Consider the following 25,237-nt stretch of genomic DNA (forward strand, 5'->3'; position numbering starts at 1 on the left):
AACCTGATACAACAGTACTTACATATAGAACAACACTGCCAATAAAAATACGAGATAGATTATGGGATTTGACTTTAATTACATGCTAGAGCTGTTGCCAATACTACTGAAGTATTTAGGCACCACGATGGAGATGGCGACCTGGGGCTTGTTCTTTGCTCTGATCCTGTCTCTGATACTGGCGAATATTCGTGTATTCAAAATCCCAGTGCTCGACCAACTGAGCCAGCTGTACATTAGCTTCTTCCGAGGCACACCACTGTTGGTGCAGCTGTTCCTCCTTTATTACGGCTTACCACAAGTCTTCCCGTGGATGGTTGGGTTGGATGCCTTCAGCGCCGCTGTGATTGGCTTAACCCTGCACTTTGCCGCGTATATGGCAGAAAGTATTCGTGCCGCGATTATCGGTATTGATCGCAGCCAGATGGAAGCCAGCCTTTCGGTCGGTATGACAACCAGCCAAGCGATGCGCCGAGTGATCTTACCGCAAGCAACTCGCGTGGCACTGCCGTCGTTGATGAACTACTTCATCGATATGATCAAGTCGACTTCACTTGCCTTCACCCTAGGTGTCGCCGAAATCATGGCTAAAGCTCAGATGGAGGCTTCTTCAAGTTTCCGCTTCTTCGAGGCTTTCTTAGCAGTCGCACTGATTTACTGGGGCGTGGTGGTTATCCTCACTCGTATTCAAATTTGGGCCGAAGTGAAACTGAATAAGGCGTATGTACGATGATCAAATTACAAAGTATCCACAAGCAGTTTGGTGACACCGAAGTTTTGAAAGGGATCGACCTAGAAATCAAACAAGGTGAGATAATTGTCATCATAGGTTCAAGTGGTACGGGTAAATCTACCCTACTGCGTTGTGTGAATTTTCTAGAGCAAGCCGATCAAGGCACGATTTCGATTGATGATATCAAGGTTGATACTCAGAAACACACTAAGGCAGAGGTGCTTGCACTGCGTCGTAAGACCGGTTTTGTGTTCCAAAACTATGCACTGTTCGCTCACCAAACCGCGAGACAGAATATTGCTGAAGGTTTAATTACCGTTCGTGGTTGGAAAAAACAGCAAGCCCATGAAAAAGCACAACAAATACTTGATGATATTGGCTTAGGTGACAAAGGTGATAGCTACCCAGCCGCGCTCTCTGGTGGCCAGCAACAACGGGTGGGTATTGGCCGTGCAATGGCACTACAACCCGAGCTTTTACTGTTTGATGAGCCGACTTCAGCGCTCGATCCTGAGTGGGTTGGCGAAGTGCTTAACCTAATGAAAAAACTGGCAAATCAGCATCAAACCATGCTGGTGGTTACCCATGAAATGCAGTTCGCGAGAGAGGTCGCAGACCGAGTGATCTTCATGGCTGACGGTCATATTATCGAGCAGGGATCTCCACAGGATATTTTTGATAATCCACAGGATCCTAAATTAAAAAAATTCTTAAATAAGGTTGGGATCGACTAAGGATCCTTGTGATTTTAGTTATTCTACGTATAATCCCCCGACCGGAATTTTAGTTAACCCAATCATTGACACTTTTTGTGACAGTGATTACAATTCCGCCTCTTTGTTGAGAGGCGTCGGTTTTCCTTTCTTATATAAAGAAGAGAAAAAATGCCCACGCCGGGTTTAACAAAAACCTAAAACTACTGATCAGTAAGGTAATTACAATGAAACGCACTTTTCAACCTACAGTTCTAAAGCGTAAGCGTACTCACGGTTTCCGTGCTCGCATGGCTACTAAGAACGGTCGCGCAACAATCAATGCACGTCGTGCAAAAGGCCGTAAGCGTCTTTCTAAGTAATCTTTGATTATTTTGAATAAGCTAGCCTTCGGTCGGGAGTTACGCTTGTTAACTCCCGAACATTATCAAAATGTCTTCAAGCAAGCTCATCGAGCTGGCTCCCCTCATTTCACCATCATTGCCCGAAATAACTCTCTTTCAAATCCTCGTCTTGGATTAGCCGTTCCGAAAAAGCAGATTAAAACCGCCGTGGGTCGTAACCGATTCAAGCGTCTTACTCGTGAAAGCTTTCGTAACACTCAACACAAACTTCCTAACAAAGATTTTGTTGTAATCGCTAAGAAGAGCGCGCAAGATTTAAGCAATGAAGAAATGTTCAAGCTACTCGACAAATTATGGCTTCGCCTGTCTCGCCCTTCGCGTGGATAGCGCTAATACCCATCTATTTTTATAGATGGTTTATTAGTCCACTCATCGGCCCACGCTGCCGATTTACTCCAACCTGCTCTTTATATGCGATAGAAGCGTTGAAAGCTCACGGTTTTGTAAAAGGGTGTTGGTTATCAGGCAAACGTCTATTAAAATGCCATCCTTTGAACGAAGGGGGCTTTGACCCCGTTCCACCAGTCCAAAAACAAGACAGAGATAAATAACGATGGATTCTCAACGTAATATCCTGTTAATCGCATTGGCTTTGGTTTCTTTCCTACTGTTCCAACAATGGAACGTAGCTCAGAATCCAGCACCACAAGCGGTTGAGCAGGCACAATCTGGCAGCACCCTACCAGCGCCATCTTATGCAGATGATCTAGACCCGGCTCCTGGTCAAGTTGCTTCTTCTGCTAAAACTATCACAGTAACAACTGATGTACTGACTCTGTCAATTGATACGGTTGGTGGTGATGTCGTTAAAGCAAACCTAAACGATTACTCTGCTGAGTTCGATTCTGAAGATACGTTTGTTCTTCTTAAAAACGAACCAGGTCACCAATTTATCGCACAAAGCGGTCTAGTGGGTCCTCAAGGTATCGATTTAAGCAGCACAAACCGCCCAAGCTACACAGTTTCAGCAGACAGCTTCACGCTTGCTGATGGTCAGGATGAACTACGCATCCCGATGACTTACCAAGCGAACGGCCTTGATTACACGAAAACATTCATCCTTAAGCGTGGCAGCTACGCAATGGATGTTGAATACGATGTAGTCAACAACTCTGGTAACAACGCGACATTCGGCATGTACGCTCACCTGCGTCAGAACGTAATGGATGACGGCGGTAGCCTAACAATGCCAACTTACCGTGGTGGTGCTTACTCTACGGAAGATACGCGTTACAAAAAATACAGCTTCGACGACATGCAAGATCGCAACCTGTCTCTTAACCTAGCAAACGGTCAAGGTTGGGCAGCGATGATTCAGCACTACTTTGCAAGTGCTTGGATCCCACGCGACGAAGCAGGCAGCAACCTTTACACTCGTGTAATCGGTAACCTAGGCGACATCGGTGTTCGTATGCCGAACAAGACTATCGCTAATGGCGACGAAGCGAGCTTCAAAGCAACGCTTTGGGTTGGTCCTAAACTTCAAGACCAAATGGCTGAAACTGCACCTAACCTAGACCTAGTAGTTGACTACGGTTGGTTATGGTTCATTGCTAAACCACTTCATACTCTGCTTTCGTTCATTCAAGGCATCGTTGTGAACTGGGGTCTGGCAATCATCTGTCTAACTTTCATCGTTCGTGGTGCTATGTACCCACTAACGAAAGCTCAGTACACGTCTATGGCGAAAATGCGTATGCTTCAGCCTAAGCTGACTGCAATGCGTGAGCGTATCGGCGACGACCGTCAACGCATGAGCCAAGAAATGATGGAGCTTTACAAGAAAGAGAAAGTAAACCCACTAGGTGGCTGTTTACCTATCCTTCTGCAAATGCCTATCTTCATTTCGCTATACTGGGCACTAATGGAGTCTGTTGAACTGCGTCACTCACCGTTCTTCGGTTGGATTACTGACCTTTCAGCACAAGACCCATACTACATCTTGCCACTTCTGATGGGTGCTTCAATGTTCCTAATCCAGAAGATGAGCCCGACAACTGTAACGGATCCAATGCAGCAGAAGATCATGACCTTTATGCCGGTTATGTTCACATTCTTCTTCCTGTTCTTCCCTTCAGGTCTGGTTCTATACTGGCTAGTATCGAACATCGTAACTCTGATTCAGCAAACGCTTATCTACCGCGCGCTGGAAAAGAAAGGCTTACATTCTAAGTAAGTTCGATAATAGAAAGAGACAAAGAAAGGCGACCAAAAGGTCGCCTTTTTGTTTTTAGCTGATTACAATTCAGCTAATTGATTAATCGTGAGCGCCCCTTTTTGGCTTTCACATGCTAGCAGGCACAACTATGACTACAGATACGATTGTTGCTCAAGCGACTGCACCCGGCCGTGGCGGCGTCGGTATTATTCGCGTTTCAGGCCCACAAGCAGCCCAAGTTGCGCTTGAAGTTACCGGCAAAGTACTGAAACCACGTTACGCTGAGTACACCCCTTTTAAATCTCACGATGGTTTAGAGCTAGACCAAGGCATCGCGCTTTACTTTCCTAACCCGCACTCGTTTACCGGTGAAGACGTTTTAGAGCTGCAAGGCCACGGTGGTCCTGTGGTAATGGATATGCTCATCAAGCGCATCCTCGCTATTCCAGGGCTACGCGCAGCACGCCCAGGTGAGTTCTCGGAGCGTGCCTTCTTGAACGACAAGATGGATTTAACCCAAGCAGAAGCGATTGCTGACCTCATTGATGCCAGTTCAGAAGAAGCGGCGAAATCAGCTCTGCAATCGTTACAAGGCGAGTTTTCAAAACGCATTAATACGCTGGTGGATTCTCTGATTCACTTACGCATCTATGTTGAAGCCGCTATCGACTTCCCAGAAGAAGAGATTGATTTCCTTGCTGACGGTAAAGTAAGTGCTGACTTACAAGCTATCATCGACAACCTCGAAGCGGTTCGCCAAGAAGCCAATCAAGGTGCCATCATGCGTGAAGGTATGAAGGTGGTGATTGCAGGTCGTCCTAATGCCGGTAAGTCGAGCTTACTGAATGCATTATCGGGTAAAGACTCCGCGATTGTGACTGATATTGCAGGTACAACCCGTGATGTACTTCGTGAACATATCCATATTGATGGTATGCCACTGCACATTATTGATACCGCAGGCCTGCGTGAAGCCTCGGATGAAGTCGAAAAAATCGGTATTGAACGCGCTTGGGAAGAAATTGCTCAAGCCGATCGCGTTTTATTTATGGTCGATGGCACCACTACCGATGCAACCGACCCGAAAGATATCTGGCCAGATTTCGTTGATCGTCTGCCGAATAACATCGGAATGACCGTGATTCGTAACAAAGCCGATCAAACCGGTGAAGATCTCGGGATTTGCCATGTTAATGATCCAACTCTGATTCGACTATCAGCAAAGACGGGACAAGGCGTTGATGCACTACGTAATCACTTAAAAGATTGCATGGGCTTTGCTGGTGGCAATGAAGGTGGCTTCATGGCACGTCGTCGCCACTTAGATGCCCTAGAACGCGCATCTGAGCATCTAGATATTGGCCAGCAACAGCTCGAAGGCTATATGGCAGGGGAAATCTTGGCAGAAGAACTGCGTATAACGCAGCAACACCTTAACGAGATTACTGGTGAATTCAGTTCCGATGACCTACTCGGCCGTATCTTCACCTCTTTCTGTATTGGTAAATAACCTTTAAAGGCCGGCTCATGCTGGCCTTTTTCTTTAGTAAGGACAGCTTAATGATCCACATTATTACAGGCAGCACCTTAGGTGGTGCAGAGTACGTTGGCGATCACCTTAATGATCTTCTTGAAGAGCAAGGCCACGAGATCACCCTTCATAATCAGCCTGAATTCGATGATATTCCCCAACAAGGCTTTTGGTTGCTGGTGACTTCAACTCATGGTGCGGGTGAATTTCCAGATAATATTAAGCCGTTTATCGACGCATTGACCCAGCAATCTCCAGATTTAAGCCCGGTTCGCTTTGCTGTCGTGGCGCTTGGTGATTCGAGTTACGATACCTTCTGTTTGGCGGGAAAATCAGTCCACAGCCAGATGAAAGAGCTCGGTGCTCAGCCTATTTCTGACTGTTTTACCATCGATGTATTGGAAACTCCGGTACCAGAAGACGCAGCAGAAGCTTGGTTCAACGATCATAGCGACCAGTTTTAACCTCTCTCCTCTCTCCTCTCTCAAAAAGCGGCTTATGCCGCTTTTTTTGTCTCTGAACATCGTGATTGTGAATAACTTTTTTTCAAAAACATCGAAAATTAGCGATCTATTTTCAATTTCTGCTGTGGATAAGATCATACATATACGGTGATTAACCTATAGTTATCCAAATAACAAGTTTTAGGCTAATTTCCTCCTGTGAATAAGTAGCCATTTTGATCCCAGCTAATCCTCATCCTGATCAAAGTTAGATCACATCATTTGATCCAAAAAAGATCCATGATCTCGTTGATTATTTCCGACTTATCCACAGATACCCTCGATCCTAATAATAGATCTAATAAAAGATCTCCTTAAAGATCTTATCTATATTAATTAAAAACAGCTTTTTCGAAAAATCCCAAAAACGTTTTCTCAGGCTATGAAAACAGGTAGAATATCGCTCCTTTTTATCAATCTAGAAAACGTTTGAATACCTGAGGTCGGTTCATGCTTTATCACGAAAAATTTGACGTCATCGTTGTTGGTGGTGGCCATGCAGGAACGGAAGCCGCACTCGCATCTGCACGTACTGGTCAAAGTACGTTATTACTTACTCATAATATCGATACACTAGGACAAATGTCTTGTAACCCAGCCATTGGCGGGATCGGTAAGGGCCACTTGGTAAAAGAGGTCGATGCAATGGGTGGATTAATGGCGCAAGCTATTGATCATGCAGGTATTCAGTTCAGAACATTGAACGCATCAAAAGGCCCTGCGGTTCGTGCTACTCGTGCACAAGCTGACCGCGCACTGTACAAAGCCTTTGTTCGTAACGTTCTTGAAAACACGCCAAACCTGACTTTGTTCCAACAGTCGGTTGATGACTTGATCGTTGAACAGGATCAAGTGGTAGGTGTGGTAACGCAGATGGGCCTTAAGTTCCGCGCAAGCGCTGTGGTTCTGACTGTGGGCACATTCCTAGGCGGCAAGATCCATATTGGTATGGAAAGTTCTTCAGGTGGCCGTGCTGGTGATCCACCATCGATCGCACTGGCTGACCGTCTTCGTGATCTTCCATTCCGAGTTGATCGCCTGAAAACAGGTACTCCTCCTCGTATCGATGCGCGTAGCGTTGATTTTTCTGAGCTTGAGGTTCAGCACGGTGATAACCCGACGCCTGTTTTCTCGTTCATGGGCAGCCGAGCTCAACAACCTCGTCAAATTCCATGTTACATCACGCATACCAATGAAAATACGCATGACGTAATTCGTGCCAACCTTGATCGCAGCCCTATGTACGCGGGTGTGATTGAAGGCATTGGCCCTCGTTACTGCCCTTCGATTGAAGACAAAGTAATGCGTTTTGCTGACAAGAACAGTCACCAAATTTTTATTGAGCCTGAAGGTCTAACGACTCATGAGCTATACCCGAATGGTATCTCTACCAGTCTGCCTTTTGATGTACAGGTTCAAATTGTTCGTTCGATGAAGGGTTTTGAAAATGCTCATATCGTTCGCCCTGGCTATGCGATTGAGTACGATTTCTTTGATCCTCGCGACCTTAAGCTGACTTACGAAACTAAGTTTATCAAAGGTCTATTCTTTGCGGGTCAAATCAACGGTACCACTGGCTACGAAGAAGCAGCTGCACAAGGCTTAATGGCGGGTCTGAACGCGAGTTTGTTTACTCAAGGCAAAGAAGGCTGGAGTCCGCGTCGTGACCAAGCTTACATGGGCGTGCTTATTGACGACCTATCGACCATGGGTACCAAAGAACCTTACCGCATGTTTACGTCTCGTGCGGAATACCGTTTGCTGCTTCGTGAAGACAATGCTGATATCCGTTTGACTGAAAAGTCGCGTGAACTTGGCCTTGTCGATGACGCTCGTTGGTCTCGTTTCAACGAGAAGATGGAAAACATGGAGAAGGAGCGTCAACGTCTGAAAGAAACATGGATTAATCCAAAATCTGAAGATATTGATCAACTGAACCAAATTCTGAAAACACCGATGTCTCGTGAAGCGAGTGGTGAAGATCTTCTTCGTCGCCCGGAAATGACTTATTCACAGCTAACCGCACTGGATCGTTTTGGTCCTGCATTGGAAGATCAACAAGCGTCTGAGCAAGTTGAGATCCAAGTGAAGTACGATGGTTACATTCAGCGTCAACAAGACGAAATTGAAAAATCACTGCGTCATGAAAACACCAAACTGCCTGCTGATATCGATTACAGCAAGGTGAAAGGACTTTCTAACGAAGTGGTTCTTAAACTAACGACAGCTAAGCCTGACTCAATTGGTATTGCTTCGCGAATCTCAGGTATTACACCTGCAGCAATCTCAATTCTGTTGGTCTACTTGAAAAAACACGGCCTGTTGAAAAAGGGTGAGGAAGCATAATGAGCGCATTACGCGAAAAACTGGATCACCTGATTGGCCAGACTGAACTTGAAGTATCTGAAAAACAACGTGGCCAATTGGTTGGCTACGTTGAGTTACTGAACAAGTGGAACAAAGCTTATAACCTAACATCTGTTCGTGACCCGCAAGAAATGATGGTGAAACATATCTTAGATAGCATCATTGTTAGCACTCACTTACAAGGCAAGCGCTTTATCGACGTTGGCACGGGACCTGGTCTTCCTGGAATTCCGCTCTCAATCATGAATCCAGACTGCGAGTTTTACTTGCTAGACAGCCTAGGTAAGCGTATTCGTTTTATCAAACAGGTGATTCATGAATTGGGTATCGACAACGTGGTACCGGTTCAAAGTCGCGTTGAGGAGTTTCAACCAGAAGAAAAGTTTGATGCAGTGCTCAGTCGCGCATTTGCGTCAATGACAGACATGGTAGAGTGGTGTCACCATTTACCTAAAGAGCAATCCGGTGTATTTTTGGCTCTTAAGGGACAACATCCTAGAGATGAAATCGACCTGTTACCTGAATGGTGTTCAGTGACAGACATTAAAGCTTTGCAAGTGCCAGAGCTTGATGGAGAGCGTCATCTAGTTACTTTATCGCGTCAGGGATAATCAGCGAGGCCATAGTGGGTAGAATCGTAGCAATTGCCAACCAAAAGGGTGGCGTAGGAAAAACAACAACTTGCATTAATTTGGCAGCATCAATGGCGGCAACAAAACGCAAGATATTGGTTGTTGACCTCGATCCTCAAGGTAATGCCACTATGGCGAGCGGTGTCGACAAGTATCAAGTTGAAGCAACTGCTTACGATTTGCTGGTTGAAGACACCCCATTTGATGAGGTAGTTTGCAGAAGTACATCTGGCAACTATGACCTCATCGCCGCAAACGGTGATGTGACTGCGGCAGAAATCAAGTTAATGGAAGTATTTGCTCGTGAAGTTCGTTTAAAAAACGCACTCGAATCTATTCGCGACAACTATGATTTCATCTTTATTGATTGCCCACCTTCATTAAACCTTCTTACAATCAACGCGATGGCTGCGGCCGATTCCGTATTGGTTCCAATGCAATGTGAATATTTTGCTTTGGAAGGTTTGACTGCGTTGATGGATACCATCAGTAAGCTCGCTGCGGTAGTAAACGAGAATCTGAAGATCGAAGGTCTTCTTCGTACAATGTATGATCCTCGTAACCGCTTATCGAATGAAGTCTCTGATCAACTCAAAAAACACTTCGGTAGCAAAGTTTACCGAACTGTGATCCCTCGAAATGTACGTTTGGCAGAAGCGCCGAGTCATGGCAAGCCAGCAATGTACTACGACAAGTATTCCGCAGGTGCTAAGGCATATCTTGCTCTTGCAGGCGAAATGTTGCGTCGTGAAGAAGTCCCAGTATAGATCTAACCAAAGGAATTCGCTCAATGTCTAAGCGTGGTTTAGGAAAAGGGTTAGATGCATTGCTTGCAACTAGCTCATTGGCTCGTGAAAAACAACAAGTTGCTTCTCATAGTCAGGCTTTGTCTGCAGAAGGCGAGTTCACAGAGATTGCTATTGGTAGCTTGAAGCCAGGTGTATATCAACCGCGTAAGGATATTGCGCCGGAAGCGCTAGAAGAGTTAGCGGCATCTATACAATCTCAAGGCATTATCCAACCGATCGTTGTACGCCCTTTAGCGCACGACCAATTTGAGATTATTGCTGGTGAACGTCGTTGGAGAGCGGCTCGTCAAGCTGGTCTTAAACAAGTTCCATGCTTGATCAAGAGAGTAGAAGACAAGGCCGCGATTGCGATGGCATTGATCGAGAACATTCAACGTGAAGATCTGAATGTTATCGAAGAATCACAAGCGCTAGAGCGCTTGCAGAACGAGTTTTCACTGACACATCAGCAGGTCGCCGATGTGATTGGTAAATCCAGAGCTACCGTTAGTAACTTATTACGTCTAAATCAGCTCGAAAATGAAGTAAAAGGTTTAGTTTCCAGTAAACAACTAGAAATGGGGCATGCTAGAGCACTGCTTGCGCTTGAAGGTGTTACCCAGGTTGAGGCAGCGAATACTGCAGCAACCAAAAAAATGACCGTGCGTCAAACTGAGCAACTTGTCAAAAAGTGCTTAAAACCAGACGTTGAAGCGGAATCGAAGCCCGAAGACACTGAGGCCATCGAACTTTCACGAAGACTCACGGAAAAATTGCAAGCAAACGTTTCAGTTACTCGTTCTGTTAGCGGTAAGTCAAAAGTGACAATTACTCTTGATGAGCCTCACAAATTAGAGCAACTTATTGCTAAACTAGAGTACTAAATGAGATAATTGATTTAGGTCAATTATGTAATAAACAAGTAATTTCTTACAAAAGTTGTCGGTTTGTATACAGAAATGTAAATGATTGCTGCATTCTTATTGCAATCAATTTGGCTGAACGTATAATTTTCGCCAATTTCTCAGCACGCTTTTAAGCGAGTGGTAAAGTGGGCTTAAAGAGGAACGAATACATGGTAGCGGCGTTAGCAAGACCAGGACGAGTGCTTGCAAAGCAAATGTTATTGATCGAGCTTAGCGCGGTTATATTAGTGGCGATAGGGTTAGGTTTAGCTGTTAATCCTGATTGGGGTTTTGCTGCATTAATCGGTGGCGGTATTTTTGTCATCGCAAATGCAGTTTTTTGTGTGTGTGCTTTCCTATTTAGTGGAGCTCGCGCAACTAAGTTAGTTGCGGCGTCGTTCTATGCAGGCGAAGCGCTAAAAATCCTTATCACAGTTCTACTATTCTCTATTGTCTACATGTATATGCAGGTGGAATTAGTTCCCCTCAAACTGACCTATTTACTGGTTCTAGGTATTAATATCTTTGCGCCAGTGCTTTTCATTAACAATAAAAAATAGGATGAGTTATGGCTGCGCCAACAGCATCCGGATACATTGAGCACCACTTACAAAACCTTTCTTTAGCTAAGTTTGGTCTTGTAGAGGAGACAAGTTTCTGGAACGTACATATAGACAGTCTGTTTTTTTCGGTGTTGACAGGGATGTTATTCCTTTGGGTTTTTCGCTCAGTCGCTAAGAAAGCAACAGTAGGTGTACCTGGTAAGCTTCAGTGTTTTGTTGAAATGGTAGTTGAATTCGTTGATGGCAACGTTAAAGACACTTTCCATGGCCGCAACCCTCTGATTGCTCCATTAGCACTGACTATATTCTGCTGGATTATTTTAATGAACTTGATGGACTTAGTGCCTATCGATTTCTTACCATATCCTGCGGAGCATTGGCTAGGTATCCCTTATTTGAAAGTGGTTCCTTCAGCTGATGTTAATATAACCATGTCAATGGCCTTAGGTGTTTTTGCTCTGATGATCTACTACAGCATCAAAGTGAAAGGCCTAGGTGGATTCGCCAAAGAACTTGCTTTACATCCATTTAATCACCCAATCATGATCCCGTTTAACCTACTGATTGAAGTGGTATCGCTACTCGCGAAGCCTCTATCACTTGGTATGCGTCTATTCGGTAACATGTTCGCAGGTGAGGTTGTATTCATTCTTTGTGCGGCAATGCTACCGTGGTATTTACAATGGGTAGGCTCTCTACCCTGGGCTATCTTCCATATCTTGGTTATTTTGATTCAAGCATTTGTTTTCATGATGTTAACAATTGTTTATTTATCAATGGCCCATGAAGATGGCGATCACTAAAAATTTTTAAGTTTTATTCTAACTATTAATGTTAATCGGAGAACGTAAATGGAAACTGTACTAAGTTTTTCAGCAATCGCTGTTGCTATTATTGTTGGTCTTTGTGCCGTAGGTACTGCAATTGGTTTTGCTATTCTTGGTGGTAAATTCCTAGAAGGCGCTGCGCGTCAACCTGAAATGGCTCCAATGCTACAAGTTAAGATGTTCATCATCGCTGGTCTACTGGATGCTGTTCCAATGATCGGTATCGTAATCGCACTACTATTCACGTTTGCTAACCCATTTGTTGGTCAACTAGCAGGCTAATTAACTGTTAATTAGTTAATTAAATTTTTGTAGTTGATTCTTAACGAGGGGTAGCTGTTGTGAATATGAACGCAACTCTGTTAGGTCAAGCAATTGCTTTTTCTATGTTTGTTTGGTTCTGCATGAAATATGTATGGCCACCAATCATGCAAGCAATTGAAGAGCGTCAGAAAAAAATTGCTGACGGTCTAGTAGCCGCTGAACGCGCTGCTAAAAACTTGGATCTAGCACAAGCCAACGCTTCTGACCAATTGAAAGAAGCGAAGCGCACCGCAACTGAGGTTATTGAACAGGCAAATAAACGCAAGGCTCAAATTATTGATGAAGCTCGCGAAGAGGCTCAGGCAGAACGCCAGAAAATCTTAGCGCAAGCGGAAGCCGAAATTGAAGCTGAGCGCACACGTGCCCGTGATGACCTGCGCAAACAAGTCGCAACTCTGGCAATTGCTGGTGCTGAGAAAATCCTTGAGCGTACAATCGATAAAGATGTACACGATGATCTTCTTAACAACATTACTGCAAAACTTTAAAGCAAGGGGCTGTATATGTCTGATTTGACTACAATCGCACGCCCCTATGCTAAAGCAGCGTTTGACTTTGCGGTAGAGAAAGGTGAGCTAGACCAATGGGGTCAGATGCTTACTTTTGCTGCCGAAGTGGCACAAAATGATGATGTTCACAATTTCTTAAGCAGCTCTCAAACTGCTGAAAAATTAGCTGAAGTATTCATTGTAATTTGTGGCGAACAATTTGATGAATTCGGCCAGAACTTGATAAAAGTAATGGCAGAGAATGGCCGCTTAATGGCTTTTCCTGATGTTTGCAAAGAGTTCTTATTGCTCAAACAAGAGCACGAGAAAGAGATCGACGTTGAAGTCACTTCAGCGGTTGAACTTTCTAAAGAACAACGCGCAGAGATCAGCAGCAAATTGGAACAGCGCTTAGCGCGCAAAGTTCAGCTGAATTGCAGTATAGATGAGACTCTACTTAGTGGAGTTATTATTCGAGCCGGAGACCTAGTCATCGATAACTCAGCGCGCAGTCGTTTAGACCGCCTGAGCGATGCATTGCAGTCTTAATGGGGATTGGAGCATGCAACTTAATTCCACTGAAATTAGCGATCTAATTAAACAACGTATTGAATCTTTCGACGTTGTTAGTGAAGCTCGCAATGAAGGTACTATCGTTTCTGTAAGCGATGGCATCCTTAGCATCCACGGCCTAGCGGACGTGATGCAAGGTGAAATGATCGAACTACCGGGTGGCCGTTACGCTCTAGCACTGAACTTGAACCGTGATTCGGTTGGTGCTGTTGTAATGGGCCCGTATGCTGACCTACAGGAAGGCATGAAAGTTACAGGTACTGGTCGTATTCTAGAAGTACCAGTAGGTCCTGAAATGCTTGGTCGTGTTGTAAACACGCTAGGTGAGCCAATTGATGGTAAAGGTCCAATCGAAGCTAAATTGACTTCGCCTGTAGAAATTATCGCACCAGGTGTAATCGACCGTAAATCGGTAGATCAACCTGTTCAAACTGGTTACAAGTCAGTTGACTCAATGATCCCTATCGGTCGTGGTCAGCGTGAACTTATTATCGGTGACCGTCAGACTGGTAAAACAGCGATGGCGATCGATGCGATTATTAACCAAAAAAATTCTGGTATTTTCTCTATCTACGTTGCAATCGGCCAAAAAGCGTCGACTATCGCTAACGTAGTTCGCAAACTAGAAGAGCACGGCGCACTAGCAAACACTGTTGTTGTTGTTGCATCGGCTTCTGAATCTGCAGCGCTGCAATACCTTGCACCGTATGCTGGTTGTGCGATGGGTGAATACTTCCGTGATCGCGGTGAAGATGCACTGATTGTTTATGATGATCTATCTAAGCAAGCTGTCGCTTACCGTCAGATCTCACTACTGCTTAAGCGTCCACCAGGTCGTGAAGCGTTCCCTGGTGATGTTTTCTACCTTCACTCTCGTCTACTAGAGCGTGCTGCTCGTGTAAGCGAACACTACGTAGAAGAATTCACTAAAGGCGAAGTGAAAGGCAAGACGGGTTCTTTAACTGCTCTTCCTATCATCGAAACGCAAGCTGGTGACGTATCTGCATTCGTACCGACGAACGTAATCTCGATTACCGATGGTCAGATCTTCCTACAAACTGAGCTATTCAACGCGGGCGTACGTCCAGCTGTTGACCCTGGTATCTCAGTTTCTCGTGTAGGTGGTTCGGCGCAGACTAAAATCATCAAGAAGCTATCTGGCGGTATCCGTACTGCTCTAGCTCAATACCGTGAACTTGCAGCATTTGCTCAGTTCTCTTCGGATCTTGATGAAGCGACTAAGAAGCAGCTAGACCATGGTCAAAAAGTTACAGAACTGATGAAGCAGAAGCAATACGCTCCTATGTCTGTATTTGACCAAGCTCTAGTAATCTTCGCTGCAGAGCGTGGATACCTTCAAGACGTTGAACTTTCTAAAGTTCTAGACTTTGAAGCTGCTTTACTGTCGTTTGCTCGTGGTCAATATGCCGATCTAGCAACACAGATCGACACAACGGGTGCTTTCAATAAAGAAATCGAAGCTGAGCTGAAGAAGCTTGTTGACGATTTCAAGGCAACCCAGACCTGGTAATTGGTAGGTGGTCTTAGGGCCACCTCATACCATTAACGGAGAGTAACGATGGCCGGCGCAAAAGAGATACGTAATAAAATCGGTAGTGTTAAAAGCACACAGAAGATTACGAAAGCAATGGAAATGGTAGCAGCTTCAAAAATGCGTCGTTCTCAAGACGCAATGGAAGCTACTCGTCCATATGCAGAAACAATGCGTAAAGTGATCGGTCATTTGGCTAATGGTAGCCTCGAGTATAAGCATCCTTATCTTGAGGAACGTGAAGCCAAACGTGTTGGTTACATCATCGTTTCTACAGACCGTGGTCTTTGTGGTGGTTTGAACATTAACTTGTTCAAAAAAGCCATGAACGACATGAAAGATTGGTCTGAGAAAGGTGCTGACGTTGAACTTGCAATTGTAGGTTCAAAAGCGACAGCATTTTTCAACAACAGCGGCGCGAAAGTAGCAGCTCAAGTTTCTGGTCTGGGCGATCGCCCAAGCCTTGAAGACTTGATTGGCTCTGTAAGCGTTATGCTGAAGAAATATGATGAAGGCGAATTGGATCGCCTGTTCGTAGTGTTCAACAAGTTTGAAAACACTATGGTACAAGAACCAACGATCGATCAATTACTTCCTTTGCCTAAATCAGACAGCGAAGACATGAAACGCGATCATGCTTGGGACTACATTTATGAGCCTGAGCCAAAACCACTACTAGATGCACTACTGGTTCGCTACGTCGAATCTCAAGTATATCAAGGTGTGGTCGAGAACCTTGCTTGTGAGCAAGCGGCTCGAATGATTGCTATGAAATCAGCAACAGATAACGCTGGTGACATTATTGATGACTTAGAACTTGTGTACAACAAAGCGCGTCAAGCGGCAATTACACAAGAACTTTCTGAGATCGTTTCAGGCGCAGCTGCGGTTTAAGCTTAGGTAAAACTAAATAGTTAGAGGATTAACGATGGCTACAGGTAAGATCGTACAGATCATCGGTGCGGTAGTCGACGTAGAGTTCCCACAGGGTGAAGTACCTCGTGTATACGACGCTCTGAATGTTAATGAAGTACAAGAACGTCTAGTTCTTGAAGTTCAGCAACAACTTGGCGGTGGCGTAGTTCGCGCAATCGTAATGGGTAGCTCTGATGGTTTACGTCGTGGTTTGACAGTTGAAAATACTGGCGCTCCAATCTCAGTACCAGTAGGTACTAAGACATTGGGTCGTATCATGAATGTCCTAGGTGACGCGATTGATGAGTGTGGCGAGATTGGTGCTGAAGAGCATTACGCCATTCACCGTGAAGCTCCAAGCTACGAAGAGCAGTCTAACGAGACAGCTCTTCTAGAAACTGGTGTTAAAGTAATCGACTTGATTTGTCCATTCGCTAAGGGTGGTAAAATCGGTCTATTCGGTGGTGCTGGTGTAGGTAAGACCGTTAACATGATGGAACTTATCAACAACATCGCACTTCAACACTCAGGCCTATCTGTATTTGCAGGTGTAGGTGAGCGTACTCGTGAAGGTAACGATTTCTACTTTGAGATGCAGGAAGCAGGTGTTGTAAACATCGAAAAACCTGAAGAATCAAAAGTAGCGATGGTTTACGGTCAGATGAACGAGCCACCAGGTAACCGTCTACGTGTTGCCCTGACTGGCCTAACAATGGCAGAGCGCTTCCGTGACGAAGGTCGTGACGTTCTACTGTTCGTTGATAACATCTACCGTTACACACTAGCAGGTACTGAAGTATCAGCACTTCTAGGTCGTATGCCTTCTGCGGTAGGTTACCAACCTACACTGGCTGAAGAAATGGGTGTTCTACAAGAGCGTATCACGTCAACTAAAGCGGGTTCTATCACGTCTGTACAGGCGGTATACGTACCTGCGGATGACTTGACTGACCCGTCTCCAGCAACAACGTTCGCTCACTTGGATGCAACGGTTGTACTTAACCGTAACATCGCATCTATGGGTCTATACCCTGCGATCGACCCGCTAGATTCTACTTCACGTCAACTGGATCCATTGGTAGTTGGACAAGAGCACTACGACATCGCTCGTGGCGTTCAGTCTACTCTTCAGCGCTATAAAGAGCTGAAAGATATCATTGCTATCCTAGGTATGGACGAGCTATCTGAAGAAGATAAGCAAGTTGTATCTCGTGCTCGTAAGATTGAGAAGTTCCTAACTCAGCCTTACCACGTAGCGGAAGTATTTACAGGTGACCCAGGCATTTACGTACCTCTTAAAGAGACTCTACGTGGCTTCCAAGGTCTTCTATCTGGTGAATACGATGACATTCCAGAGCAAGCGTTCATGTACTGTGGTGCAATTGACGAAGCTATCGAGAATGCTAAGAAGCTATAAGGCTAACTAGGAGGCGATATGGCAGCAATAACCTTTCACCTAGACGTTGTAAGTGCAGAGAAACAAATTTTCTCAGGCCTTGTTGAGACGTTTCAGGTGACCGGTAGTGAGGGTGAACTTGGTATTTTCCATGGTCACTGTCCACTGCTGACCGCTATCAAGCCTGGCATGGTGCGTATTGTTAAGCAGCACGGCCACGAAGAAATCATTTATGTTTCTGGTGGTATGGTAGAAGTTCAGCCTGGTACAGCAACTGTACTGGCTGATACAGCTATCCGTGGTGAAGAGCTAGACGCAGCAAAGGCGGAAGAAGCTAAGCGCAAGGCTGTGGAGAATATCCAAAATCAGCATGGCGACATAGACTTCGCACAAGCGGCCGGTGAACTGGCTAAAGCCATTGCTCAGTTACGAGTTATCGAACTGACAAAACAGCGTCGTTAATCTTTTTAAGATTACAGACTCTGAGATAAAGGCGACCTAAGGGTCGCCTTTTTGCATTTTTAGATTCTCAAAAATGCTTCTTTTACGTATCACTACTGGTTAAATGGTTATTGCGATTTAATTTTTTGCCCAAAAACGGTTACAATATCGGCTTAATAAAAATAACGTTGGATAGGTTTACAATGAAGTTTAGCGCGGTAATTCTCGCGGCGGGCAAAGGCACTCGCATGTATTCAAACACACCAAAGGTTCTGCACACACTTGCGGGTAAGCCAATGGTGAAGCATGTTATCGATACATGTAATGGTTTAGGCGCTCAAAACATCAACCTGGTTTACGGCCACGGTGGTGATCAGATGAAGGCTACTCTAGCTGAAGAATCTGTAAACTGGGCACTGCAAGCTGAGCAGCTGGGTACGGGTCACGCTGTGGATCAAGCATCTGCACATTTCGCTGATGATGAAAAAGTATTGGTGCTATACGGTGATGTTCCACTGATCTCACCTGAAACCATTGAAAACCTATTAGACGCTCAACCAAACGGTGGCATCGCGCTACTTACTGTCGTGTTAGACAACCCGATGGGCTACGGACGTATTATTCGTCGTAATGGCCCTGTTGTGGCTATCGTTGAACAGAAAGATGCAACGGATGAGCAGAAGCTTATCAAAGAGATCAATACCGGCGTTATGGTGGCGACTGGTGGCGATCTGAAGCGCTGGTTGTCAGGTCTAAGCAACGACAACGCACAGGGTGAATATTACCTGACTGACGTTATCGCTGCGGCTCACGACGAAGGTCGTGCAGTTGAAGCGGTACACCCAGTAAGCCCAATTGAAGTGGAAGGCGTTAACGATCGTTCGCAACTGGCTCGCCTAGAGCGCGCTTACCAAGCTACGCAAGCCGATAAGCTATTGAAGCAAGGCGTGATGCTACGCGACCCAAGCCGCTTTGATCTGCGTGGTGAACTGCAGTGCGGTATGGACGTTGAGATTGATACTAACGTTATCATCGAAGGCAGCGTAAGCATTGGCGATAACGTGGTTATCGGCACTGGCTGCGTGCTGAAAGACTGTGAGATCGATGACAACACAGTTATTCGTCCATACAGCGTAATCGAAGGAGCGACTGTTGGTGAAGACTGTACGGTTGGTCCATTTACTCGCCTACGCCCTGGTGCAGACATGCGTAACGATTCGCACGTCGGTAACTTTGTTGAAGTGAAGAACACTCGCCTTGGCGAAGGCTCTAAAGCCAACCACCTGACTTATCTTGGGGATGCTGAAATTGGTCAGCGCGTAAACGTGGGTGCGGGTGCAATTACTTGTAACTACGATGGGGCGAATAAGTTTAAGACCATTATTGGTGATGACGTATTCGTTGGTTCAGACAGCCAATTAATCGCGCCTGTTACGATTGGTAATGGTGCTACCGTTGGAGCTGGCTCTACCGTAACACGCGATGTTTCTGAAAATGAGCTGGTTATCAGCCGTGCGAAAGAGCGTAAGATTGCTGATTGGAAACGTCCAACTAAGAAATAATCTCTAACGTTCAAAAGATATTCTTACGAAAGCCAGTAGCATCGCTACTGGCTTTTTTGTATCGGTCACTCACTGCTAACAAAATAATCAATTTGGCAATTGTATTTTTTTAATAGATTGTTAATATTCGGGCAGTAGTTCGGTATAAATGGGTTGATGTACGGTGATATTGGTTGAAAAGAAATGGCAAACATTGCCGATCATTATTTTGTCTTTTTCAATGTTAATAGGTCTCTATGGCTTTTATGTAACGTTGGAAAAGCTGGTTGTTGAGAATGAGCGTGATCACCTTGTCTCTTTGATGTCAGATGTTATCTATGAAATTCGTGAAGATAGTCAGTTATTTACAGCTGATATGGATGTCGATGATTACATCGGAGACTTAACGCAAGCCAACACTCGACTTCGAATCCAAGTGATCAGTCCTGATGGTGTCGTGATTGGTGATACGGATCTTTCAGACCATGCACTAGCTAGAGTCGAAAATCACGGTAACCGCCCTGAATTCAAGCAAGCCCTTCAACAAGGTACTGGCAGTGATGTCCGTTTTAGTACTGTTACCTCTATCGACCGAATCTATTATTCAATGAAAGAGAGCGTTAACGGACAAGACTTCGTTATCGTGATCTCTTCGCCAATGCATCAACTGAAACAGATGAATTTCCAATTGATGGGGATTCTGGTTGGGATGGTGTTGCTGAGTTTGAGTTTCTTGATTGGCACCTCTTACGTGAGCAATCGCCAAATTGTTCATCGAGTGGAGGAAGAACAGAAGAAGCAAGATGAGCGCATTCGCCAACGAACCCATGAAATCGAGTTGATGCACCGCCTCGCGAATATGCTGGCCGCGTGTAACAATATGGTGGAAGCTCAGCAGATTGTTTCGGATATCTTGCCGCGAATTCTCGGTAACGTGAACGGCAGTGTTTCTTTGATGCGTGCATCTCGTAACCAGTTGATCACTCAGCTCGATTGGGGAGAGACTTGGCCGGGAAGTGCGAGCTTTGCTCCAGAAGAGTGTTGGTCACTGCGAAAAGGCCGTGCACATCAATCGAATGATGATTTCCACTCGTTAACCTGTGGTCACATGCATGAGATGGAAAACAACCAAACCCTGTGTATTCCGTTGACAGCACACGGCAACACCATCGGCATCATGCACCTTTACTTCGGTGTTGGTGACATCAAGATAGATCCCATTACCGAGCAATTGGCGTTCAGCGTTTCCGAGCACTTAGGCTTGGCATTAGCTAACCTGAGCCTGCAAGAGAAGCTTCGCTCACAAGCATTGAGCGACCCGCTGACTGGCTTATTTAACCGTCGTTTCTTCGAGCAAAAACTGGAAGAGCACTCAATGAATTCGGCCACCAGCGAGCAGCCATTATCGCTATTGATGCTCGATTTGGATCACTTCAAACGCTTTAATGACAACTTTGGTCATGATGCGGGTGATTTCGTATTGAAAGAGATCAGTGCACTACTTAAACAGAGTGTTAGCGAAGACGAGATTGCTTGCCGACTCGGTGGTGAGGAGCTAGCGGTATTGCTTCCACATTATTCAATGCAAGAAGCGACGGAGTTTGGTCAAACCTTGTGTGATGCGGTGCGTTCGATGCACCTTGAACATAAAGGTCTGTCATTAGGTCAGTTGGGTGTTTCGATAGGTGTCGCCACTTATCCTAAGCCAGCGTCTGATACTGAATCTCTGGTTAAGATGGCCGATAATGCTTTGTACATGGCAAAAGATATGGGCCGCAGCCGAGTGGTTAACTATGATGAATATAGCCGCCATAAAGCGCCAACGTTAGAAGTAGTCGATGGTGACGTTGCTGCTAGGTGACGTTGCTGCTAAATAAGTAGAAGTAAAATTTAGATATAAAAAAGAGCGAGTAATATCGCTCTTTTTTGTTTTCGTTAATCCAGAAATTAGTCTTGTTTCTCGTCAGCGACCACTCGAGAGTTGTCTGGTGTCGCGAAGTGTTCAGAAAGCTCTTTGTTCGAAACAATATAACCAACCCACAATGCACCCAAACAGATCACAACTGCAATACCCGTCGCGCTTAGTGCTTGGCTCGCCATTGCTGCGACCAATGCACTTGATAGGCCACTGATACTGATTTGCAGGCTGTTTTGTAGGCCAGCAGCTGTTGCTGGGCTTTGTTTAGCGCTTGATAGGGCACGGTTTACTACGATTGGGTAAAGAGCACCGTTTGCGACAGCAATCAAACAGAAAGGCGCAAGTAGAGGCCAGATTGACGTCAGTTCCCACTGTGATGCGATAAAGATAAGCATCGCCGCTACACTGAACAAACCGATAAGGTTTCTTAGTACAACGCCATCGCCATATTTCTTCACTGCTTGCTTACCGAAGTAACCACCCGCCATGAACGCGATTGTTTGTGGGATAAAGCTCAAACCGATGTCTTTTGCTTCATAACCTAGTTGAGCCATGATCTCTGGCATACCCGTTAGGTAAGCGAAGAACGCGGCAGATGCTGAAGCAAACATTAAGACATTACCCATGTAAGGCTTTGATTTAAGCAACATCTTGATGTCTGTCTTAATCGATGTCTGTTTTACTTCAGGCGCTTCTTTTGGTTGAGCCATTGTTGTCGCCACTAGCAGTGCACCCATCAAGGTTAATGTGATGAAGATGCTGTGCCAGCCAAAGCTATCCGCCAGTAACACACCTAGCTGAGGTGCTAATGCAGGAGATAGCGCAACCAAAGGCATGATGGTTGCAAAAATTTGTTGGCTACTGCTTTGTGAGTAACGCTTGATAACCATTGCTTGCCAGATTACCGCAGGAGCACATACGCCGATCGCTTGAATGAAGCGCAGTGTCAGTAGATGCCATACCTCGGTGCTGAATGCTAAGCCGAATGAAGCTGCAGTAAAGATAACAAGACCAACCGCCAGCGTATTACGGTGACCATACTTGTCACTCGCCAGACCCCAAAGAAGCTGACCCATTGCCATACCGCCAAGGAATACCGTTAAAGACAGGGCAATCTGCTCTGGGCCGGTTGCGAAATCAACTTCCATTGCCTTAAATGCAGGAAGGTACATATCGGTCGCAATAAAGCCAAGCATTGAAAGAACTGCAAGGTAGACCAATTGAAATTTAGAAATATTCATAAGATGCCATTAAGCTAAAGGTAATGATGTTTTTATCATCAAAAAAATTGTTTGATATACAGAAGTGAAAGCCCCTGTTTATTTATGCTGACATTCTATTTTTCAGACCTGATAAAATAAAACGCTAAAATATGTGGTTATCAATCAAAAAATTTGAAGGCTTATGTTCTCTAAATCCTCTTTAGAAATGCTCGATACGGTAGCGCGCTTGGGCAGTTTTACCGCGGCGGCTGAGCAGTTGCACAAAGTGCCCTCGGCGATCAGTTATGGTGTCAGACAGGTCGAACAAGAACTGGATGTGCTGCTTTTCAGGCGTTTACCGAGAAAGGTTGAGCTCACTCCGGCAGGTGAACTGTTCATTGAAGAGGCGCGTGCACTACTGAGGCAAATGGAAGAGGTCAGTGCCCAGACTCGTCGAGCAGCTCGAGGTTGGAAGAAAACCTTGCGTCTGACGCTCGATAATGTGGTGAAGCTCGACAAGATGAAGCCGATGATTGAAGAGTTCTATCAAACCTTTGAGTTTGCCGAACTTCAGATCAACATGGAGGTATTCAACGGCTCATGGGAAGCGATTGCACAGGGCAGGGCGGATATCGTGATTGGCGCCACCTCAGCTGTGCCAGTTGGTGGCGATTTTGAAGTCAAAGACATGGGGCAATTAGATTGGGCATTTGTAATGTCGCCAAGTCACCCGTGTGTGCGCGAACAGAACCTCAATGAAGAGTTCGTGAGCCAATATCCAGCCATCTGCTTGGATGATACCTCCAGTGTGCTCCCTAAGCGACACACAGGCCACTACTCAAGTCAAAGACGCCTGTTGTTACCCAATTGGTATAGCGCAATTGAATGCCTTAAAAATGGAGTAGGGGTGGGTTATATGCCGAGGCACATTGCCGTGCCAATTATCGAACAAGGCTTGCTGGTGGAAAAAATACTGCCTGAACCGAGTCCGCAGAGTCATTGTTGTTTGGTGTGGCGAAAAGACGATAACCATAAGTTGATCGAGTGGATGGTGAAATACCTAGGATCGAGTGAACAACTTCACCAAGATTGGTTGGATCATCGCAAGGCGATCTAATGATCTGTTTACAAGAAGATCCTTTTCAAGCTTGAGCTGAATCAGCACCAATAAAAAGAGCGAGTAAATACTCGCTCTTTTTTGATTCGGTCGTTAACTCTTATGACAAGAAGAACTTGTAGGAAGGGTTATCGGTTTCATCTTTACACTGATAGCCAAGCTCTCGTAGATGTGTTGAGAACTGAGCTAAATCATCATCATCCAGTTCGAATCCACACAATACACGGCCGTAATCAGCGCCGTGGTTACGGTAGTTGAACAGGCTGATATTCCAATGGGTACCTAAGGTATCAAGGAACTTAATCAATGCTCCTGGGTATTCAGGAAACTCGAAGCTGTATAGGCGCTCTTTCAATGGTTTTGATGGTTTGCCACCAATCATGTAACGAATGTGCAGTTTTGCCATCTCATCATCAGAGAGATCGACAACCGGGTAGCCGCCCTCACGTAAGTCATTGATGATGTGTTCGAGTTCTTCTTGACCACCTTGTAGGCGTACACCAACGAAGATATTCGCTAGGCTTTCGTCGTTGTGGCGGTAGTTAAACTCAGTTACCGCTCGACCACCAATAATATTACAGAACTCTAGGAATGCTCCTTGTCGCTCTGGAATCGTAACCGCAAGTAGACCTTCTCGCTTCTCACCTAGTTCACAACGTTCAGAGACATAACGCAGACCATGGAAGTTGGTATTAGCACCAGAAAGTACAGTTGCCAGTTGTTTGCCTTGCAGTTGGTTCTGCTCTGCAAACTTCTTTAAACCAGCCAGAGCAAGCGCACCAGAAGGCTCGGCAATCGCACGAGTGTCTTCAAAGATGTCTTTGACCGCAGAGCAGATCTCATCGCTAGACACGGCAATGTGACCATCGATGTACTGCTGACACAGACGGAATGTCTCTTCACCAATGCGCTTAACCGCAACGCCATCGGCAAACATGCTGACTTGATCCAGTACTACTGGCTCACCGGCATCCAGTGCTGCTTTCAAGCAAGATGAATCTTCAGGTTCAACCGCGATGACTTTTATTTCCGGCATCAATTGCTTAACTAGCACGGCAACACCCGCAGCCAAACCACCACCACCGACAGGCACAAAGATGTAATCCATGTGACCATTTTGCTGAAGCATTTCCATACCCATGGTGCCCTGTCCGGCGATCACCAATGGGTGATCGAATGGAGGCACAAAGGTGTAGCCATGTTCAGCGGAAAGGCGTTCTGCTTCAGCTTTAGCTTCATCAAAGTTGCTGCCGTGTAGAACTACGTTACCGCCAAAGCCACGTACCGCATCAACCTTGATGTCTGGTGTGGTTTTTGGCATCACAATCGTGGTTTGAATACCAAGCTTAGAACCGGACAGCGCCATACCTTGAGCATGGTTACCTGCCGATGCTGCAATCACACCTGCGGCTTTCTGTTGCTCTGAAAGGCTTGATACCATGTTGTAGGCACCACGTAGCTTGAACGAGTGGACCGGCTGACGGTCTTCACGCTTTAGCTGAACCTGATTACCAATGCGAGCACTTAAGCGAGGCATCTCTTGCAGAGGTGTCACGATTGCGGCTTCGTAAACTGGCGCTCTCAGGATCTGACGCAGATAATCTGCGCCAGTTTGTTTTTGGGGACTGACCGTGTCATCACTCATA

26 protein-coding genes are annotated in these 25,237 nt (G+C 45.5%); 24 read left to right on the top strand and 2 right to left on the bottom strand.

The features are described 5' to 3' along the window. Positions 1-61: 61 nt before the first annotated feature. The 23 genes from AB4167_RS15585 to AB4167_RS15695 all read left to right on the top strand — a co-directional run bounded on the left by AB4167_RS15585 (position 62) and on the right by AB4167_RS15695 (position 21,215). Positions 62-733, top strand: a complete 672-nt coding sequence (locus AB4167_RS15585; RefSeq protein ID WP_009848134.1) for an amino acid ABC transporter permease — start codon at positions 62-64, stop codon at positions 731-733. Then, positions 730-1,467, top strand: a complete 738-nt coding sequence (locus tag AB4167_RS15590) for an amino acid ABC transporter ATP-binding protein (RefSeq protein WP_372136734.1) — start codon at positions 730-732, stop codon at positions 1,465-1,467. Before AB4167_RS15585 ends, AB4167_RS15590 begins: the two co-directional genes overlap by 4 nt. Positions 1,468-1,673: 206 nt before the next feature. Continuing rightward, positions 1,674-1,808 (top strand): 50S ribosomal protein L34, encoded by a 135-nt coding sequence (rpmH, locus tag AB4167_RS15595; protein ID WP_004735800.1) that lies wholly within the window; start codon positions 1,674-1,676, stop codon positions 1,806-1,808. Positions 1,809-1,853: 45 nt separating this feature from the next. Next, positions 1,854-2,177: a ribonuclease P protein component gene (rnpA, locus tag AB4167_RS15600; RefSeq protein WP_017055478.1), complete on the top strand. Its 324-nt coding sequence runs from the start codon at positions 1,854-1,856 to the stop codon at positions 2,175-2,177. Further along, positions 2,144-2,401, top strand: coding sequence for a membrane protein insertion efficiency factor YidD (gene yidD, locus AB4167_RS15605; RefSeq protein WP_004735802.1), 258 nt, complete (start codon positions 2,144-2,146; stop codon positions 2,399-2,401). The genes rnpA and yidD overlap by 34 nt, the downstream gene beginning before the upstream one ends. Before the next feature lie 2 nt (positions 2,402-2,403). Continuing rightward, complete coding sequence (yidC, locus tag AB4167_RS15610; protein WP_017069558.1) at positions 2,404-4,026, top strand: membrane protein insertase YidC; 1,623 nt, start codon at positions 2,404-2,406, stop codon at positions 4,024-4,026. Between the two features lie 130 nt (positions 4,027-4,156). Next, entirely contained in the window at positions 4,157-5,518 is a 1,362-nt protein-coding gene (gene mnmE / locus AB4167_RS15615) for a tRNA uridine-5-carboxymethylaminomethyl(34) synthesis GTPase MnmE (RefSeq protein ID WP_029235098.1), read from the top strand. Positions 5,519-5,568: 50 nt separating this feature from the next. Next, complete coding sequence (mioC, locus tag AB4167_RS15620) at positions 5,569-6,003, top strand: FMN-binding protein MioC (protein WP_017058804.1); 435 nt, start codon at positions 5,569-5,571, stop codon at positions 6,001-6,003. A gap of 489 nt (positions 6,004-6,492) precedes the next feature. Beyond that, positions 6,493-8,388, top strand: a complete 1,896-nt coding sequence (gene mnmG / locus AB4167_RS15625; protein ID WP_060983468.1) for a tRNA uridine-5-carboxymethylaminomethyl(34) synthesis enzyme MnmG — start codon at positions 6,493-6,495, stop codon at positions 8,386-8,388. Further along, positions 8,388-9,020, top strand: coding sequence for a 16S rRNA (guanine(527)-N(7))-methyltransferase RsmG (gene rsmG / locus AB4167_RS15630; RefSeq protein WP_017058801.1), 633 nt, complete (start codon positions 8,388-8,390; stop codon positions 9,018-9,020). Before mnmG ends, rsmG begins: the two co-directional genes overlap by 1 nt. 14 nt (positions 9,021-9,034) lie before the next feature. Further along, positions 9,035-9,808 carry a ParA family protein gene (locus AB4167_RS15635; RefSeq protein ID WP_136978676.1) on the top strand — a complete coding sequence of 258 codons (774 nt, stop codon included), beginning with the start codon at positions 9,035-9,037 and terminating at the stop codon, positions 9,806-9,808. 23 nt (positions 9,809-9,831) lie between these two features. Continuing rightward, a complete protein-coding gene (locus AB4167_RS15640) occupies positions 9,832-10,713 on the top strand; it encodes a ParB/RepB/Spo0J family partition protein (protein ID WP_136982659.1) in 882 nt (293 codons plus the stop codon). 191 nt (positions 10,714-10,904) lie between these two features. Continuing rightward, positions 10,905-11,294, top strand: coding sequence for a F0F1 ATP synthase subunit I (locus AB4167_RS15645; RefSeq protein WP_017058798.1), 390 nt, complete (start codon positions 10,905-10,907; stop codon positions 11,292-11,294). Between the two features lie 8 nt (positions 11,295-11,302). Continuing rightward, positions 11,303-12,100 (top strand): F0F1 ATP synthase subunit A, encoded by a 798-nt coding sequence (gene atpB, locus AB4167_RS15650; protein WP_017058797.1) that lies wholly within the window; start codon positions 11,303-11,305, stop codon positions 12,098-12,100. Between the two features lie 48 nt (positions 12,101-12,148). After that, positions 12,149-12,406: a F0F1 ATP synthase subunit C gene (atpE, locus tag AB4167_RS15655; RefSeq protein ID WP_004411110.1), complete on the top strand. Its 258-nt coding sequence runs from the start codon at positions 12,149-12,151 to the stop codon at positions 12,404-12,406. Between the two features lie 59 nt (positions 12,407-12,465). After that, positions 12,466-12,936, top strand: a complete 471-nt coding sequence (atpF, locus tag AB4167_RS15660) for a F0F1 ATP synthase subunit B (protein WP_032545592.1) — start codon at positions 12,466-12,468, stop codon at positions 12,934-12,936. Between the two features lie 15 nt (positions 12,937-12,951). Next, the gene (atpH, locus tag AB4167_RS15665) at positions 12,952-13,485 is read left to right on the top strand and encodes a F0F1 ATP synthase subunit delta (RefSeq protein WP_017058795.1); all 534 of its coding nucleotides are present in this window, start codon (positions 12,952-12,954) and stop codon (positions 13,483-13,485) included. Between the two features lie 13 nt (positions 13,486-13,498). Continuing rightward, a complete protein-coding gene (gene atpA, locus AB4167_RS15670; RefSeq protein ID WP_372136735.1) occupies positions 13,499-15,040 on the top strand; it encodes a F0F1 ATP synthase subunit alpha in 1,542 nt (513 codons plus the stop codon). Positions 15,041-15,088: 48 nt separating this feature from the next. After that, positions 15,089-15,955: a F0F1 ATP synthase subunit gamma gene (gene atpG, locus AB4167_RS15675; protein WP_017058793.1), complete on the top strand. Its 867-nt coding sequence runs from the start codon at positions 15,089-15,091 to the stop codon at positions 15,953-15,955. 34 nt (positions 15,956-15,989) lie between these two features. After that, a complete protein-coding gene (atpD, locus tag AB4167_RS15680; protein WP_017058792.1) occupies positions 15,990-17,393 on the top strand; it encodes a F0F1 ATP synthase subunit beta in 1,404 nt (467 codons plus the stop codon). Positions 17,394-17,411: 18 nt separating this feature from the next. Beyond that, positions 17,412-17,834, top strand: coding sequence for a F0F1 ATP synthase subunit epsilon (locus tag AB4167_RS15685; RefSeq protein ID WP_017058791.1), 423 nt, complete (start codon positions 17,412-17,414; stop codon positions 17,832-17,834). 182 nt (positions 17,835-18,016) lie between these two features. Next, positions 18,017-19,375 carry a bifunctional UDP-N-acetylglucosamine diphosphorylase/glucosamine-1-phosphate N-acetyltransferase GlmU gene (gene glmU / locus AB4167_RS15690; RefSeq protein ID WP_372136736.1) on the top strand — a complete coding sequence of 453 codons (1,359 nt, stop codon included), beginning with the start codon at positions 18,017-18,019 and terminating at the stop codon, positions 19,373-19,375. A 220-nt stretch (positions 19,376-19,595) separates the two neighbouring features. Beyond that, positions 19,596-21,215: a sensor domain-containing diguanylate cyclase gene (locus AB4167_RS15695; RefSeq protein ID WP_136982681.1), complete on the top strand. Its 1,620-nt coding sequence runs from the start codon at positions 19,596-19,598 to the stop codon at positions 21,213-21,215. A gap of 86 nt (positions 21,216-21,301) precedes the next feature. Here AB4167_RS15695 and punC read toward each other — a convergent pair whose 3' ends face one another. After that, positions 21,302-22,513 carry a purine nucleoside transporter PunC gene (punC, locus tag AB4167_RS15700; RefSeq protein WP_017063021.1) on the bottom strand — a complete coding sequence of 404 codons (1,212 nt, stop codon included), beginning with the start codon at positions 22,511-22,513 and terminating at the stop codon, positions 21,302-21,304. Between the two features lie 163 nt (positions 22,514-22,676). Between punC and punR the strand changes: the two genes are divergently transcribed. Next, entirely contained in the window at positions 22,677-23,591 is a 915-nt protein-coding gene (gene punR, locus AB4167_RS15705) for a DNA-binding transcriptional activator PunR (RefSeq protein ID WP_372136737.1), read from the top strand. 100 nt (positions 23,592-23,691) lie between these two features. Here the strand turns inward: punR and ilvA are convergent, their stop codons facing one another. Then, a complete protein-coding gene (ilvA, locus tag AB4167_RS15710) occupies positions 23,692-25,236 on the bottom strand; it encodes a threonine ammonia-lyase, biosynthetic (RefSeq protein WP_102429012.1) in 1,545 nt (514 codons plus the stop codon). Position 25,237 lies beyond the last annotated feature (1 nt).

Origin of the sequence: Vibrio sp. 10N.286.49.E11 (genome assembly GCF_041469505.1) — a bacterium.
GTDB lineage: Bacteria > Pseudomonadota > Gammaproteobacteria > Enterobacterales > Vibrionaceae > Vibrio > Vibrio crassostreae_C.

What these genes read in the sequence shown, in the direction of transcription:
- AB4167_RS15585 (WP_009848134.1), top strand. Translation starts at nt 62, where the DNA reads ATGGGATTTGACTTTAATTACATGCTAGAGCTGTTGCCAATACTACTG.
- AB4167_RS15590 (WP_372136734.1), top strand. Translation starts at nt 730, where the DNA reads ATGATCAAATTACAAAGTATCCACAAGCAGTTTGGTGACACCGAAGTT.
- rpmH (WP_004735800.1), top strand. Translation starts at nt 1,674, where the DNA reads ATGAAACGCACTTTTCAACCTACAGTTCTAAAGCGTAAGCGTACTCAC.
- yidD (WP_004735802.1), top strand. Translation starts at nt 2,144, where the DNA reads ATGGCTTCGCCTGTCTCGCCCTTCGCGTGGATAGCGCTAATACCCATC.
- yidC (WP_017069558.1), top strand. Translation starts at nt 2,404, where the DNA reads ATGGATTCTCAACGTAATATCCTGTTAATCGCATTGGCTTTGGTTTCT.
- mnmE (WP_029235098.1), top strand. Translation starts at nt 4,157, where the DNA reads ATGACTACAGATACGATTGTTGCTCAAGCGACTGCACCCGGCCGTGGC.
- mioC (WP_017058804.1), top strand. Translation starts at nt 5,569, where the DNA reads ATGATCCACATTATTACAGGCAGCACCTTAGGTGGTGCAGAGTACGTT.
- mnmG (WP_060983468.1), top strand. Translation starts at nt 6,493, where the DNA reads ATGCTTTATCACGAAAAATTTGACGTCATCGTTGTTGGTGGTGGCCAT.
- rsmG (WP_017058801.1), top strand. Translation starts at nt 8,388, where the DNA reads ATGAGCGCATTACGCGAAAAACTGGATCACCTGATTGGCCAGACTGAA.
- AB4167_RS15640 (WP_136982659.1), top strand. Translation starts at nt 9,832, where the DNA reads ATGTCTAAGCGTGGTTTAGGAAAAGGGTTAGATGCATTGCTTGCAACT.
- AB4167_RS15645 (WP_017058798.1), top strand. Translation starts at nt 10,905, where the DNA reads ATGGTAGCGGCGTTAGCAAGACCAGGACGAGTGCTTGCAAAGCAAATG.
- atpB (WP_017058797.1), top strand. Translation starts at nt 11,303, where the DNA reads ATGGCTGCGCCAACAGCATCCGGATACATTGAGCACCACTTACAAAAC.
- atpE (WP_004411110.1), top strand. Translation starts at nt 12,149, where the DNA reads ATGGAAACTGTACTAAGTTTTTCAGCAATCGCTGTTGCTATTATTGTT.
- atpH (WP_017058795.1), top strand. Translation starts at nt 12,952, where the DNA reads ATGTCTGATTTGACTACAATCGCACGCCCCTATGCTAAAGCAGCGTTT.
- atpA (WP_372136735.1), top strand. Translation starts at nt 13,499, where the DNA reads ATGCAACTTAATTCCACTGAAATTAGCGATCTAATTAAACAACGTATT.
- atpG (WP_017058793.1), top strand. Translation starts at nt 15,089, where the DNA reads ATGGCCGGCGCAAAAGAGATACGTAATAAAATCGGTAGTGTTAAAAGC.
- atpD (WP_017058792.1), top strand. Translation starts at nt 15,990, where the DNA reads ATGGCTACAGGTAAGATCGTACAGATCATCGGTGCGGTAGTCGACGTA.
- AB4167_RS15685 (WP_017058791.1), top strand. Translation starts at nt 17,412, where the DNA reads ATGGCAGCAATAACCTTTCACCTAGACGTTGTAAGTGCAGAGAAACAA.
- glmU (WP_372136736.1), top strand. Translation starts at nt 18,017, where the DNA reads ATGAAGTTTAGCGCGGTAATTCTCGCGGCGGGCAAAGGCACTCGCATG.
- AB4167_RS15695 (WP_136982681.1), top strand. Translation starts at nt 19,596, where the DNA reads ATGTTAATAGGTCTCTATGGCTTTTATGTAACGTTGGAAAAGCTGGTT.
- punC (WP_017063021.1), bottom strand. Translation starts at nt 22,513, where the DNA reads ATGAATATTTCTAAATTTCAATTGGTCTACCTTGCAGTTCTTTCAATG.
- punR (WP_372136737.1), top strand. Translation starts at nt 22,677, where the DNA reads ATGTTCTCTAAATCCTCTTTAGAAATGCTCGATACGGTAGCGCGCTTG.
- ilvA (WP_102429012.1), bottom strand. Translation starts at nt 25,236, where the DNA reads ATGAGTGATGACACGGTCAGTCCCCAAAAACAAACTGGCGCAGATTAT.